Here is a 14,563-nt window from a genome sequence, read left to right on the forward strand (position 1 = left end):
TGGCCGTCCGCCCCGGCCTCGACCGCCTCCCCCCCCACGCGCTCGACCGCCTCGGCTCGACCGCTCCTCCCCCCACCCGGCGCACCGTCGACGGCCCCAAGGGGCTCCCCTCCCCCCTCCCCGACCGCCTGGCGGAGCGCGCCTCCCGCTCCCCCGAGCCCTTCGAGCTCTCCCCCGGCCGCGAACGCCTCCTCTCCCGCATGGCCGAGCGTCTCCTCACCGACCGCCGCCCCGACGGCCGCTGATCCCCCTCGTCAAGCGCCCCCCTCGCCCTCCCGTCGAATTGGCCGGCGCCGTGTCCTCCCCCGATCCGGGGGCCGTTCGCACTGGGGTCGACACGACCCCAGATTCACCGAATTTTGAATTAAACAATTGACATTGTGAATTATATCATAGAATTGTGGGAACTGAGGCCGTGTCGACCCCAGCCAAATATCCTCCCGCGTTGAGAACATGTTGTGTTGAAGTAAAGCACAAAATGCGGGATGGCCGGAGCCGTGCCGACCCCAGCCATCTCGCATTTTGTATCGAAGAATGGATGTGTTGAATTCGCACATAGGATGGGCGTGGCTGGGGTCGTGTCGACCCCAGCACGGGACGCCTGGCTGAGCGGGCGGGGATTGATCGCCCCCGGCCCGACCCGGCTCGGTGGGTCGAGCGCATTCCGGTGACGGCTTACGGGGCCGGGGGCGACGCGGACCGGCCCGCCCACCGACGGCGGCGGAGGGCGATCGCCAGGCCGCCGGCCAGGCCCAGGCCGGCCATCGCGACCGAACTCGGCTCGGGGACCGAGGTGATCTGGTCCTGGGGACGGTTCCCGTTCTGCTCATAATCGATCAGGAGGCCGGGGCCGACCGCCAGGCTGCCTCCGCCGGCGAGCAGGCTGGCGTCCAGGTAGTCCTGGGCCAGGTCGAGCACCGTCGTCGAGATGTTGCTGAAGGAGATCGGCGAGCCGGGGCCGTTGATGATCCCGTCGTTGTCGTAGACCACCTCCCAGATCGCGAGTTGCAGCGCGGCCCGAGCCCGCAGGCCCGCGTTGCCCGAGATCCCTTCATTCGTCTCGGCGTACTCGTTGAACAGCCAGGCCGCCCGGCCGAGCGCGCCAGTGCCGACCTCGACGAGATCGAGCGCCGTCGGCGTGTTGGTCGTGTAGGTCAGCAGGCTGACGCAGTAGGAGATCACCGAGCCGGTTCGATCGCCGCTGAATGTGGTCGTGAACGAGCCCGCCGACGTCTGGATCAGCTGGGGGCCCGACCCCACGTCGAGCGTGACATCAACTCGGGGGCCACCGTTGAACGCCGTTACCCCCAAGGTTTCCGCCGCCGCCGGCGACGCCTGGACGAGCGTCAGGACGAGCAGGACGAGCCAGATCCCGTGTCTCTTTACCATGAATACTCCCGGCATATTGTTTTTGTTCATCCATTCCGTTTCGTCACGTTCGAGGACGACTGTGCGATCCTCGGCCGATGCCGCCTTGCACCGGATCTACTTCTCCCCCCGCCGCCGGGGACGCCGAGTTGAGCGGATTCGACGCGAAGCGTTGCCCTGCCGAGACACGAGGGCTCCCCGCCGGAGATCGCAACCAGGACGGCCGAGGCAAGACGAGGAAAGAATTCCATCAAATTCACACAAAACATCGATCCCCCCCCTTCGGGTCACTCCGTCCCTCCCGGCCGCTTGCTCGCCGATGGTCCTCTGCGGAACGGACGCGGGACGGCCCCAGGCCTCCTCGCCTCGGCCGTCGGAACTCTTGTTTTTATGCAAGTAGAAAAATACGTTTCTCAAGAACAGCAAATCAGAGAGCAAGGCGTGATGCCCAGGCGAACGTCACGGCCGCATGGCCGAGACGGTCAACGCCGTCCCTCAGCGCGAGGCCCAGGACGGCGATCATCCCGGCGGCCGGCCCACAGGCACACAACACAACACACCTCCAGAACGGATGTTCCGACACAGAGCCCGACCCTCTGGAACAGGAGTTCCGAGGCGGGATCGGACCCTTCCGGATCGGGGGGGGCAGGCGTGACGACCGGGGGATCGAAGCGTGCCGAGGGGGACCGAACGGCGAGGCGAGGGGAAGAGAGGCGGATCAGGGCCGGATCCAGAGGGCGAAGGTCCGCTCGCGGCCGTCGAGGGAGAAGGCCGACAGCGAGGCGGGGCGGAGGCCGGCGGCTCGGCGGCGGTCGAGCAGCGGGGGGAAGGCGATCGCATCGAGGTCGGGGTCGAAATCGAAGGGGCTCGGGGGGCGGTCGCCGAGCAGGAGCAGGGCGAAGCGGGGGGAGCCGTCGAGGGGGTCGGGGTCGCCCCGCCCCTGGGCGTCTCCCGTCGCGATCAGGCCGGGCTCGTCGTCCAGGACCAGGCCGGCGACGGCGCGGTCCTCCTCCCCCTTCGGGTCGAGCGGGCAGGAGCCCAGCGCCTCGATCACCTCGGCCATCGACTGCGGCCGGTCTTCCGGGAGCTTGGCCATCATCCGACGGCAGATCGCGTCCAGCTCCGGGGAGACCTCCGGCCGGATCCCCCTCGCCGACGGCACGGGGGCCGTCCGGTGGGCGACCACCACGTCGATCGCCGCCTTGCCCGGGTCGGGCATCTTCCCTGTCAGCAGGGCGAACAGGGTGCATCCCAGGGAGTAGACGTCCGACCGCTCGTCGGCCTCCCGGGAGTCTCGGGCCTGCTCCGGGGAGAGGAAGAACACGGTGCCGATGACGGCGCCGAACCGGGTCAGGTGGAGATCCTCCCCGCTGGCCCCGGCGTCGGCCACCAGCCGGGCCAGGCCCAGGTCGGACACCTTGACCGTGCCGAGGTGGGCCCGGAGCAGGTTGTGCGGCGTCACGTCCCGGTGGACGATCCCCCGCTCGTGGGCGGCCTGCAAGCCCCGGGCGGCCTGGATCGCCGCGGCGACGGCCTCGGGGATCCCCATCGGCCCCCCGTTTTTGACCACCCGTCCCAGGTCCGGCCCGTCGACGTACTCCATCACCACGGAGGGGGGGCCCCGGACCTCCCCGGCGTCGAAGGCGGCGACCAGGTTCGGGTGGTCTAGGCGGGCCATCGCCTCCACTTCCCGTTGGAAGCGCCGGACGATCGCCGGCTCCCGGGCGAAGGCGGAGTCGACCACCTTGATCGCCGCCGGCCGCCGCAACGTCCGGTGTGGGGCGAGGTCGACCTTGCCCATCCCCCCGGATCCGATCGGCCGCTGGAGCACGTCGTTGCCGACCCTCAGGTCCCGGCCCCTGCCCCGGGCGAGCACCCCGGCCTGGAAGGGAGTCAGCAGCCCCCTCCGGGCCAGCTCGGCGACGAACCGATCGGCCGGGGCATTGCGGCCCCCCTCGGTGATCGCCAGCAGGACCTCGCGGGCGTCGGCCTCTCCCACCAGGGCGAGTTCCTCCAGGATCGGGAGCAGGCCCCCGATCTCTTCCTCCCCCGTCGTCGGCCCGATCGCGTCGTCCACGGCTTCGAGCCTCGTCCCACCCCACCCCGCCGCTCGGGGCCCCGACCCGGGACGACCGGGCGGATCCAGGCGGCCCCCGCAATCGTACGGGGGAAGCCAATGCATGCTTGGCAAGCCCGCTCCACCGTGGGCCGATCGCGGTGGCAGGACGATCGGGGGGGGGAACGGCCTCCCCTGCTGGGGGAGCCTCACTCGACTGGGACTGGCCGCCGTCATCGTCCCCGAAGCACCAGCCGGCCTCCTCGATCCCGAAGACGAACTGCCGCTCCCTCGGCTCGGCCGAGCGAGCGAGCGAGCGAGCGAGCGAAGGGTTGACGTCTCCCGGCGTCGGGGGGTGGTCCTGGTCGAACCGCAGCCGGAGCCGGCCCCTCGGGTCAGGACTCGCCGGCGTCGGCGCGCAGGCAGCGTCCCATCTGGCGGACGGCCTGCCGGAGCCGCTGGTCGTTCTCGACCAGGGCGAGCCGGAGGAACCCCTCGCCCGCCTCGCCGAAGCCCCGGCCGGGGCTGACGGCGACATCGGCCTCCTCGATCAGCTTCATCGCCAGGTCGATCGACCCCATCCGGGACCGCCAGGGCTCGGGGATCGGCGCCCAGACGAACATCCCCGCTTTCGGCTTCGGCACCGGCCAGCCGATCCGGCGGAGCGCGTCGACCAGCACGTCCCGCCGCCTCTGGTACTCGAGCACCTGCGCCTTGCGCGCCTCCTCGCCGTGCCGCAACGCCACAATGGCGGCGATCTGCACCGCCTGGAACAGCCCGTAGTCGTAATAGCCCTTGATGGCCTTCAGCGCGTTGATCATCGCCCGGTTCCCCGCGGCGAACCCCACGCGCCAGCCGGCCATGTTGTACCCCTTGGACATCGTCGTGAACTCGCAGCCGACGTCGATCGCCCCCTTCGCCGCCAGGAAGCTGGGGGGCTCGTAGCCGTCGAAACCGATGTCCCCGTAGGCGAAGTCGTGGATCACGGCGAAGCGGAACCGCCGGGCCAGGGCGACCACCTCCTCGAAGAAGTCCGGCTCGACCACTGTGGCCGTCGGGTTGTGCGGGAAGTTCAGCACCAGCACCTTGGGCCGGGGGTACAGGTGCGTGCACATCTCCGCCACGTTGCGGAGGAACCGCCGCGGCTCGGTGATGTCGATGGCGATCACGTTCGCATTGGCCAGCGCCACGGCGTGAGCGTGGATCGGGAACGTCGGCGCTGGAGACAGCGCCGTGTCCCCCGGCCCGAGCAGGGCCAGGCACATGTGGCTGAACCCCTCCTTGGAGCCGATCGTGGTGACGATCTCGTGGTCGGGGTCGAGCGTCACGCCGAACCGAGCCTGATAGCGCTTGGCGACTTCTCGGCGGAGGTTGTCGATCCCCTGGGCGACGCTGTAGCGGTGGTTCCGGGCGTCCTGGGCGGCCTGGCAGAGCTTGTCGATGACCCACTGCTCGGGGGGGTCGGTCGGGTTGCCCATGCCCAGGTCGATCACGTCGTCGCCGGCCCGGCGCTTCTGGGCCTTCAGGGCGTTGATCTTGCCGAAGAGGTACGGCGGCAGGTTCTTCACCCGGGCCGAGACCTCGATCGGCATCGGGCCAAGGGCCTCGGACGTGTCGGTCGGGTCGGGCGTGTCGTTGAGCATGGGAGTGGTGACCAGGGGGCGAGGGGCGGAGCGGGGCGGGACGGGACGAGGCGGGCGAGGGTGTCTCGGGGCGATTGTGCTCTCTCGTTGCGATCGCTCCGCTCGGGGACGAGGCCCCGGGCCGTCGCCAAGGGGGACGCGGGCCCCGGCGCTCGACCGCCCGCCGGCCATCGCGGCGTCGGAGCCGATTAGTATACCGTCACCCGTCCCCGCCGCATGCTCCGATTTCGAGTCGGCCCCGACCGCCCGACCGCCAGCGGGACGGCAGGGCCGAAACCGCTCGACGCCGATCCCGGGAGCGGCGAAGGCGCCCGGCATCGGCGTCGGGGATCGGAACCGGGAGACTGGCCCCCGCTCCGGGACGGCTCCCGGAGGGGGGGGCGGGCCGACCGGCTCAGCCGGCGATCTTCCACGACCGGACGGTGCCCGAGAGGCTCGACCGCAGCAGAGCGATCGCCGAGCCGTCCCCTCCCGTCGCCGACGGGGCCGATCGGGCGGCAATGTTCCGCAGGCGGTCCAGCGCCCGGGAGCTCTCCACCGCCGGCTTCGAGGCCGTCGGGACCCCGACGGACGTCCCGGACGAGGCCGAGCCTCCCGTCGGGAGGGCCGTCGCGGAGGAAAAGGAAGAAGAGGAGGAAGAGGAAGAGGAAGAAGAGGAGGCCGTCGGGATCGCTGACGGGGACTCAGAGGGAGAGGCCGGCTGGGCCGGCGGGACCTCGGCCCTGGGGGTCGACCGGGAGGAGGTCTTCGAGGGGGACGCCGTCGAGGAGGAGGAGGGCGCCTCGGCCGCGGTCGGTGCCGTCGAGGAGGACAGGACCGGGGTCCGGATCACGACCGGCTTCGCCGGCGACGACGTCGGACGGGCCGGCTCGAGGGCCTCGGCCGGGGAGGCGGGGGAGGCCACCGCCACCTGGGCGGCGGGCTTCGGGGCCTCGTTGGTCCGGAAGTCAACCTTGGTGTTCGTCTCGCCGACCACGGCCTTCTTGCGGCCGATCAGGAGGTTCCCGACGCGGACCTCGACCTGGTAATCACCGGGCTCGACCTCCGCCTGATAGCCCCCCGAGGACCAGGTCGTCACGCCGGTCGAAGAGCCGGTCGCCGTGTTGGTGATGGTGACCTGGGCGTTGGAGATCCCCTCGCCGATGTCGTAGAAGTCGTCGCCGTCGGTGTCGTCGTAAACGACGCCGAGGATCTTGGGAGCGGCCTGCTCGTCGGCCCTGCGGCCGAAGACCTGAGTGACGACCAGCCGGGTCTCCGTCACCGGGGTGCTTGGGGTGCCGAAGGGCGTGCTGACGGCCACCGGCACCTCGACCGGCTGGATGGCGACGCCGACGTCCTCGTAGTCCTCCCGAGCGGGGTCGGTCTGCTGGATGTTCTCGCGGTGGGGGTCCTGGCCGTTGGTCGGGCCGTAGTCGGCCAGGAAGGCCTTCATGGCCTGCTCGGGAGTCGAGACGCCGTAGATGACGTTCTCGGCCACCTCCTGAGGCTGGTCGTAGCCGGCGGCCTCGGCCCGGTCGGCCGGGGTCCTCAGGCCGGAGGGGCCGTCGTGGGTCTGGTAGCCCAGGCCGATCAGGTAGTCGGTATGCCGCTCGGCCGCCTCCGCCAGGGCGGGATCCCAGGCGACCGGCGGCCGGGGAGCGGCGTCGGCGATCTCGGCGACCACCTTCGGCACACTGTCTCCGTCCTTGACGATCGCCTGGACGGCCCCCCGAGAGAGCCCCTGTTCCACCCGATCGGCGGCCGACGGCGGGTCGACCCTCGCCTCGTTGATCAGCTCGAGCATCAACTGCTGCTCGCCGGTGACGTCCGCCGACAACAGGCGGCGCCCCTCCAGGGTCTCCATCCGCGGCATCCGTCGCGTCGAAGGGCGAGACATTGAGACCTCCCTGTCTCGTCAGAACCCCGGGGGCCCCCGTCAGGCAAGGGGTCCGGATCGGTCCGTTTGGTATGATGTATTGGCGATCCCATCGTCCGGCTTGAGCGGGATCGTCGGGCAACCGCCCGGCCGGCAAGATGTCAAGGGGAAAACGCAAGGAGCGTGCCAGGAATCTGCGATCCCTCGCCAGAATTCCGCCGCTTTCCCCTTAACATCCTCTCAGCAAACGAGATCCGCCACCTTCCCTTCGCGGCCTGCCCGCGCCTTCGATCGTGATCCCCGCATCGCGGCCGACGCCTTTTTTCCCGATTCGACGCCTCGAATTTACAACCCAAGGCTCCCGACGCCGCTCCCTAACTTTCTCTAAAGTTCGGGGTTGCGCCCAGCTTGTCCCTCGTGTTTCCCGGTGAGGGCGACTTTGCGGGCGGAACGACGCCCGAGGCAGGTGATTCGTCGGCGAGAGGCGGAGGCGGAGGCAACGAACGGAGCGGCAGAGGCCAGGGCTCGGCCGTTGGCGGCGGCAGGCCCCTAAGATCGACGAGCCAGACGCGTTATCCTGAGAGCGGGAGGGGGTCGGGAACCGGGCCGGGATGGGAGCGGCGATGGCGGGCAGGGGAGCATCGGCAACGACCGACCGGGATGGCTGGGTCCGGGCCGCCGTCGAGCGGTTCGAGGCCCCCCTGACGCGATACGCCTTTCGGATCGTCGGCGAGGTCGAGACGGCCCGGGACGTGGTCCAGGAAACGTTTTTGAAGCTGTGCGGCCAGGACCGCGATCGGGTCGAGCCGCACCTGGCCGAGTGGCTCTTCACGGTCTGCCGCAACCGGGCGCTCGACGTGCTCCGCAAGGAGGGCCGCGTGAACCGTTCCGCCGACCCCGAGACCCGCCTGAGCGTCGTCCCCGCCGCCGACGCCGACCCCAGCGACGGCCAGGAGCGCCGGGACGAGCTGGATCGCGTGCTCCGGCTGCTCGCCCTGCTCCCCGAGTCTCAGCAGGAGGTCATCCGCCTGCGGTTCCAGGAGGGGTTCTCCTACAAGGAGATCAGCCGGATCACCGGCTTCAGCGTCGGCAACGTGGGGTATCTGCTGCACATGGGGCTCAGGTCGCTGCGCGGCCGGCTGGGCGTCCCCCGCGATGATCCCGCCGCGGCGAGCCGACACGCCTGATCAAAAACAAGAAAGCAAAAAAATCAAAAAAACAAAAAATAAAAAATCTGATTTCATCTCAACAAACCAAAAAAAACAAAAATAAAAAAGCTGATTTCACCCCAACCAAACCCACTCCGAGTCAAGTCGAGTCCGCGGCCCGAACGGCCGGGGGAACGTGCCGATGACCTTCGATCCCGACGATCCCAGACTGACCGCCTTCGCCCTGGGCGAGCTGGACGAGGACGACCGGCCCGCCGTCGAGGCCCTGGTGTCCCGCAGCCCCGAGGCGGCCCGGTTCGTCGCCGAGGTCCGGGAGACGGCGGCCTGGCTCTCTCAGACGCTCCGCTCCGAGCCGGCGCCGGGGCTGTCGATCGTCCAGCGGATCGACCTCGACGCCCGGATCGGGGGGGATGCGTCCCGGCGGGCCCGTCGCCGGTTCCGGGTCCGGAGGGTGCTCTCGGGACTGGCCGCCGCCCTGGCGCTGGCGGCCGGCGGCTTCGGCGTCGGCCGGCTCTCGACGACCGCTCGGCCGCTCGGGCACGAGGACGCGATGGCGATCGCCCTCAACAGCACACCGGCCCCCCCGGCCTCGTCGACGCGATCCGCCGCCGACTCCGGCCTGGACCCGATGTCGGACTTCGAGCCCTCCGCGATGATCGCGCTGGAGTCCGAGTCCCTCTCGATGGACCGTTCCGATCGCGGCGAGGCCCTCGCCCGCCGGGAGGCCCGCGACGGCGGCCCGGCCGCGTTCGATGTGAGGGCCCCGGTGACCGAGGAGACGTCTCCCCTGGCCTCGGCGACCGAGCCGCTGATGGCCTCGGCCGAGCCCAACGCCCCTGCCGCCACCCTCGCCTTCTCCCAAAGCCGGGGAATGCCGCCGGCCGCTCCGGCCCCGGATCCGGCCGCGGCCCCGGCCCCGTCCCCGGCCGCGAGGGGAGGCGCGGCGGGAGCCGAGGCGATGGCCGAGGCGGAGACAACGCTGGTCGAGCTGGCCGAGCCCTCCGCGGGCAGGGAACGCGATGCCTTCGGCAGGGCTTCCGAGAGCCCGACCCTCGCCGCCAGGACCCAGGAGCAGGGGCAGGGGCAGGACCAGGAGCAGAAGCAGGAGCCCTCGGCCGAGCCCCCGGCCTCGGCGCCCGACGGGATTCCCCGGACCGACGGGGCCTCGGTCGCCTCGGGGGCGGGGGCGGAGGCGGAGGCGGGGATGATGGCGGGGGCGGGTTTGACGACCCCCTTCCCGACCGCCCCGAGGCCGTCTCGAGCGGCCAAGGTCGCGGCGGACAACATCGTCGAGGTGCTCGACCAGCCCGATGGCGAACCGGTCCAGCGACTCGCGCTGGGGGTCCCGGTGCGCGCCGTCGACCTCGACCAGACCGGGACCAGGATGCTGGCGACGGCAAGCGACCGCTCGATCTCGGTCATCGACGTCGACTCCGGGCTGCTGCTGAACTCGGTGCAGGTCGAGCGCGGGCCGGTCCCCGACGCCCGGTTCGGTCCTCGGGGCGAGGTGATCCTCTCGAACCTGGTCGACCCGACGGGCCCGATGGGCACGCTGCCGGGATCGACCTGGAGGCTCTCCTCGGCGGAGCCGATCGCCGCGCTGCCGATCCGGCCCGGCTCCGTGCCGCTGTCCGAGGTGGCGAGCTGGCTCGCTGGCGGCCGGCTGCCGATCGACCGCCCGGTGCCGGTCGCCGCCCTGGTCAATGCCCCGGCCTATCCTTTCGACCGCCCCGAAGGGGGCGAGGCCGTCTCGGTCGACACTCGGGTCGTCTCCTGCCCCTGGGACGACCGGCACCGGCTCGTCCGGATCGCCCTGATCGCTCGGGAGGCGAACGCCGACGCCGGCGCCGCCGATCGGGTGGCGGAGGGGGTCGCGGCCGAGGTGGAGTTCAACCCCGCCCGGGTCGCCTCCTACCGGCCGATCGGCTTCGACGGCCGGCCGTCCCCCGCTGGGTCCGAGCCGGAGGCCAGCCTGTCGGCCGGGGAGTCGTGCTCGCTCCTCTTCGAGATCCGGCCGGCCGGCGAGGGCCAGCAGATCGCCCGACGCGCCCGGGCCTTCCGCTACCAGGGCCCCCCCTCCCCCTCCGATCCGGAGGCCCGGCAGGAGCTGCTGACGATCACCCTCTCCTACCGAGAGCCCGGCGGGGAGGAGCGGATCACCGTCGAGCATCCCGTGCCCGACACCTCCCTCCCGATCACCCAGGCCCCCGACGAGGTCCGCCTCGCCGCCGCGATCGCCTGGTTCGGCCTCACCCTGGCCGGCGCCTTGCCTGACGCCAACGCCGACCCCGCCCCGGCCCTCGACGGCGCCTCGGCGCTGGTCCGATCGTGCGACGACGGCTTCCTCCCCGCCGATCGCGCCACGCTGCTCGACCTCCTGGCCCGAGCCCGGACGCTCCCCCTCGCCCCTCCCCCGGACGCCGCCCCCTCCCCGTAGTCGTTCCGAGCCGCCTGAACGGGCCGAGGGCCCGGACGACGAGTCGAACGCGATCGGCGTTCGGGGTCGTTGCGACGTGTCGGGGCAGCTGAGGTCGTGTCTCCCCCCGCCTGGGGGGCCTCCCGAACCGGGGTCGACACGACCCCGGCCACCGCGGGACGCGACGGATCGGCGAGCGGGGAACCTGGGATCAACCCCTTCGCCGAGTAACGAACCGACCGGCGGGCTGTCCCCCTACCGAGCGTTCCCGATCGTCCTGGTCACGACTCCGACGGCGAGAACCGGCCCACCAGGGCCCGGGCCGTCCGCAGGCCGTCGACCGCGGCGCTGACGATCCCTCCCGCGTAGCCGGCCCCCTCGCCGCAGGGGTAGAGGCCGGCGACGCCGGGGCATTCTCGGGAGGTCGGATCGCGGGGGATCCGGACGGGAGCACTTCCCCGGGACTCGGGGCCGGTGAGCGTCGCCCCCTTGAGGAACAGCCCCCGGAACGGCCGGTCGAGCCTCGGCAGGCCGCGCTCCAGCGCCTCGAGCACGACCGGAGGGAGGATCATCCCCAGGTCGCTGGCCACCGTCCCCCTCGGGTAGCTGCTCGGCAGGCTCCCCGTGCTGCCCCGGCCGGCGAGGAAGTCGCGCACCCACTGGATCGGCGCCTCGTACGACCGTCCCGCCAGCAGGTACGACCGCCGCTCCGCCTGCTGCTGGAAGTGGACGCCGGCCAGCGGGTGATCGGAGCCCACGTCCTCGCGGCCGATCGTCACGACCAGCCCGCTGTTGGCGAAGGGAGAGTCGTGTCGGCTCTCGCTCATGCCGTTGGAGCAGAAGTAGCCCGGCTCGCTGACGCTGGCCATCACATAGCCGCCGGCGCACATGCAGAAGGTGAACAGGTCCCGGTCGCCGGCCCGGGTGGCCAGCTCGTAGTCGGCGGCGCCGAGGCTCGGGTGCCCGGCCGAGGGGCCGTACCGGGCGCGGTCGATCGCCTCCTGCGGCTGCTCGATCCGCACGCCGAACTGGAACGGCTTGAACTGCAGCGGCACCCCTCGGCGGAGGAGCATCTGGTAGGTGTCCCGGGCGCTGTGCCCGGTGGCGAGGATGGCGACGTCGGCCGGCACGAAGCCGGAGCTGGTCATCAGGCCGAGCAGTCGGCCGTCCCTCAGGTCGAGGTCCTCCACCCGGCACTCGAAGCGGACCTCGCCGCCGGCCTCCTCGATCTTCCGGCGCAGCGTGCGGACGATCAGCGGGAGCCGGTTCGACCCCAGGTGCGGCCGGTGCTCATAGACGACCGACGGCTTGCCGTGGCAGTCGGCCACCACCTCCAGCACGCGGCGGACGTCTGGGCCGGAGCCTCGGCTGGTGAGCTTGCCGTCGCTGAAGGTGCCGGCGCCCCCTTCGCCGAAGAGGTAGTTGCTCTCCGGGTCGACCGGGCCGCCCTCGTCGAAGCGACGGACGTCGGCCACGCGCTGCTTGACCGCCCGGCCGCGTTCCAGGACCAGCGGCCGATAGCCGCTGATCGCCAGGAAGTACGCCGCGAACAGCCCGGCCGGCCCCGAGCCGACCACCACCGGCCGGTGCCCCATCGGCTCGGCCCCCGGCTCGGGCCAGTCGAACCGCTCCGGGACGAATGGCGCCAGGTCCGGCCCCGCCAGAGATGCCTCGGCCGCCGGATCCGCCAGGGCGACCTCGGCGGTGTAGACGAACCGGATGTCGTCCCTTCTTCTCGCGTCGAGGCTCTTGCGCAGGATCCGCCAGCGGCCGATCTCCCCCTCGCCGAGCCGAAGCCTTGCGGCGATCCGGGCGGGCAGGGACTCCTCGGGCTCGTCGATCGACAGGGATAAATTCGTGATGCGGAGCGACATGGTCGGGATCGGCCGGGCAGGAGGGAAGCGGCGGGGCCAGGGACGGCGAATCGCCCCCCGAGAACGGAGTTCGCCCCAGAGGCCCCCGGGACCAGCCCGGGCCTCAGGAGACGGAATCGGAGTCGGAGTCGGAGTCGGAGTCGGCCCGGGGCCGGGGCCGGGGAGTGACCACCCGGCAGGGCTCCTTGCGGTGCCGGCCGTCTCGCGTGAGGGCGCCATCGAGCCGGCGGTCGAGGGCGGCGATCGCCTGATCGAGCACTCCCCGGGCGGTGTCCAGGTGGTGGGGCCGGAGGGCGTAGGGGTCGCGGGGCAATCCGGTGCGGGGGAACCGCAGGAACTCGGCCGGAGGGGAGACGCCCGGGGGCAGGTCCCGGGGGTCGATCGGCTCGAACGAGGCGCCGTCGCCGCCGGAGACGTAGTAGGCCCGCCGGCTCGACGGCGGGCCGGGATACGTCCAGGAGTCCCGCAGGGCCAGCAGTTCGGCGAACTGCGGCCAGGGGGGAGCGTCCGCGTCCAGGGCCGGCGGCGGCTCCTCGGCGGCGATCGCCGGCAACAGCGCCCACGCCTCCCGCAGCGGCAGCGGCCGGTTCGGGTCGCCGATCAGGTGGGCCAGCTCCGGCCGACCCAGCTCGACCGCCGCCTGATGCACCAGCGCCTCGGCCGCCTGCACGTAGAGCAGCAGGGCCGACCGGGCCAGCCGGCTCGCCTCGCTCTCCGACCGGGGCAGCCGCAGGTGGCTCTGCGTGTGCAGCCAGAGGGCGTCCTGGTACAGGCAGTGGAACGGGCTGACGGTCGTCTCGATCAACTGGCCGGCGATGCTCGGATCCGGCCCGGGGGCCTCGACCAGTCCCCGGCCGAGACCATGACCGTGACCGGGGCCGGGGATCGATCCGAAAGGGTCGCCGTGGGGCATGGCGCATCCTCGAGGTCGGTACGAGCCGAGGGGTCGCGTCGCGCTGCGCCGCGTTGCGTTGCGTTGCGAGACGTCATGGCCGGCTGGCCGGCCGGCCGACCCGGGACCGGCCGGAACTCGGGCGCAACGACCGATCGTATCATCACCTTAGCACAGCCGGCAACGCCCCGCCGCCCCCCCGCCCCCCGTCCCGCAACCGATCGTTCCGGGCGGTCGGGGCCCCCGCCGGATCGAGGGGGAGGCCGCCGGGATCGGGGCCGACATCGGGCTCACGGAGCGCTGACGACTGCTGGGGAGACGATCGATCGGAGCAGATCCGCCAGCCGGTAGCCGGCCAGGGCGCACTGGCGGCGGGCGAGCCGGGCCGCGTCCGCCTCGTAACCGATCGGAGGCTCGGGGAACTCCGTCTCGGTCGGGTCGAGGTTCTTGTAGACGTACCGCAAGGCCAACGCCACCCCTTCCTGCGACCAGGCTCGGGGGTCCTTCTCGTCGATCCGGTCGATGAACTCCACCCTCGGGTGCTCGGCGACGAGTGCGCCGGCCAAGGCGATCACGTTGTCGGGCGAGGCGTCGCCGCCGAGGGCCCAGTCCCAGTAGCGGTGCAGGGTGGACTCGCCGAACCGGATCTCGTTGCCGCCGCGGTCCCCCGCTGGCGTCGCCGGGGAGAACCGGGCGACGTTGTGGAGCGGCTGGTGCAGGTCGCCCACCTGGTGGAAGATCCAGCTCAGCGCGACCGCCCGATCGGCGGGCTCGGCCGACGGGTCGCGGGCGAGGGCGAGGTTCGTCGCCAGGGATTCGAGCACGTCGCCGTGCGGGTCGTCGTCGTCGAGGTCCTGGGCCGGCGGCTGGACCTCCACCGGCCGCCCCGGCTCGGCCAGGATCCGGAAGTTGACGTAGTGCGCCCGGCCGATGTCGAACCGCTGGAACGGCCCGGGGCGCCGGGCGTCGTCGGGGAAGACGGCGGCGTTGAGGAACAGGTTCAGCTCGGGGTCGTCGCTGTTGTGTTCATGGTCGGCCCAGAAGGTGGCGTCCCGAGCCGCCGGGTGCTCCCGAAGCAGCGCGACGACGGCCCTTCTGGCCTCCGGTTCCAGCTCCTCGAAGGCGATCGCCGCGATGACCCGGTGCCCGCAGTCGTTCCAGGCCCCGGCCCCCGACGCCGGGGGGGCGGCCACCAGCAGCGACAGCGGCGACATCAGCAGCAAGATCGCGATCGGGGAGGCGAGTCGTTTGCTTCGGATCGACGGGTGCATCGGCGAGAGGCTCCGGGGG

Annotated in this window: 10 protein-coding genes; 3 read left to right on the forward strand and 7 right to left on the reverse strand. The window is 71.8% G+C overall.

The features are described 5' to 3' along the window. A partial coding sequence (locus TsocGM_RS26190; RefSeq protein WP_158633646.1) for a hypothetical protein occupies positions 1 to 245 on the forward strand: 245 nt, incomplete at its 5' end. Between the two features lie 430 nt (positions 246 to 675). Here TsocGM_RS26190 and TsocGM_RS19895 read toward each other — a convergent pair. The 4 genes from TsocGM_RS19895 to TsocGM_RS19910 all read right to left on the reverse strand — a co-directional run bounded on the left by TsocGM_RS19895 (position 676) and on the right by TsocGM_RS19910 (position 6,910). Further along, complete coding sequence (locus tag TsocGM_RS19895; RefSeq protein WP_158633647.1) at positions 676 to 1,389, reverse strand: PEP-CTERM sorting domain-containing protein; 714 nt, start codon at positions 1,387 to 1,389, stop codon at positions 676 to 678. A gap of 697 nt (positions 1,390 to 2,086) precedes the next feature. Beyond that, positions 2,087 to 3,445: a serine/threonine-protein kinase gene (locus tag TsocGM_RS19900; RefSeq protein WP_158633648.1), complete on the reverse strand. Its 1,359-nt coding sequence runs from the start codon at positions 3,443 to 3,445 to the stop codon at positions 2,087 to 2,089. Between the two features lie 374 nt (positions 3,446 to 3,819). Beyond that, positions 3,820 to 5,067 (reverse strand): aminotransferase class I/II-fold pyridoxal phosphate-dependent enzyme, encoded by a 1,248-nt coding sequence (locus TsocGM_RS19905; RefSeq protein WP_126727220.1) that lies wholly within the window; start codon positions 5,065 to 5,067, stop codon positions 3,820 to 3,822. Between the two features lie 394 nt (positions 5,068 to 5,461). Continuing rightward, the gene (locus tag TsocGM_RS19910; RefSeq protein WP_158633649.1) at positions 5,462 to 6,910 is read right to left on the reverse strand and encodes a carboxypeptidase regulatory-like domain-containing protein; all 1,449 of its coding nucleotides are present in this window, start codon (positions 6,908 to 6,910) and stop codon (positions 5,462 to 5,464) included. A gap of 635 nt (positions 6,911 to 7,545) precedes the next feature. On the opposite strand from TsocGM_RS19910, the gene TsocGM_RS19915 reads away from it, so the two are divergent. Continuing rightward, positions 7,546 to 8,109 carry an RNA polymerase sigma factor gene (locus TsocGM_RS19915; RefSeq protein WP_126727222.1) on the forward strand — a complete coding sequence of 188 codons (564 nt, stop codon included), beginning with the start codon at positions 7,546 to 7,548 and terminating at the stop codon, positions 8,107 to 8,109. Positions 8,110 to 8,272: 163 nt separating this feature from the next. Continuing rightward, a complete protein-coding gene (locus TsocGM_RS19920; protein WP_126727223.1) occupies positions 8,273 to 10,528 on the forward strand; it encodes a YfbK domain-containing protein in 2,256 nt (751 codons plus the stop codon). Positions 10,529 to 10,788: 260 nt separating this feature from the next. Here TsocGM_RS19920 and TsocGM_RS19925 read toward each other — a convergent pair whose 3' ends face one another. The 3 genes from TsocGM_RS19925 to TsocGM_RS19935 form a co-directional block, all read right to left on the reverse strand. Next, positions 10,789 to 12,381, reverse strand: coding sequence for an NAD(P)/FAD-dependent oxidoreductase (locus TsocGM_RS19925; protein ID WP_126727224.1), 1,593 nt, complete (start codon positions 12,379 to 12,381; stop codon positions 10,789 to 10,791). A gap of 103 nt (positions 12,382 to 12,484) precedes the next feature. Beyond that, positions 12,485 to 13,294, reverse strand: coding sequence for a hypothetical protein (locus tag TsocGM_RS19930; RefSeq protein ID WP_126727225.1), 810 nt, complete (start codon positions 13,292 to 13,294; stop codon positions 12,485 to 12,487). Between the two features lie 269 nt (positions 13,295 to 13,563). Next, a complete protein-coding gene (locus tag TsocGM_RS19935; RefSeq protein WP_126727226.1) occupies positions 13,564 to 14,544 on the reverse strand; it encodes a S1/P1 nuclease in 981 nt (326 codons plus the stop codon). Positions 14,545 to 14,563 lie beyond the last annotated feature (19 nt).

Origin of the sequence: Tautonia sociabilis (genome assembly GCF_003977685.1) — a bacterium.
In the GTDB taxonomy this organism is placed as follows: Bacteria; Planctomycetota; Planctomycetia; order Isosphaerales; family Isosphaeraceae; genus Tautonia; species Tautonia sociabilis.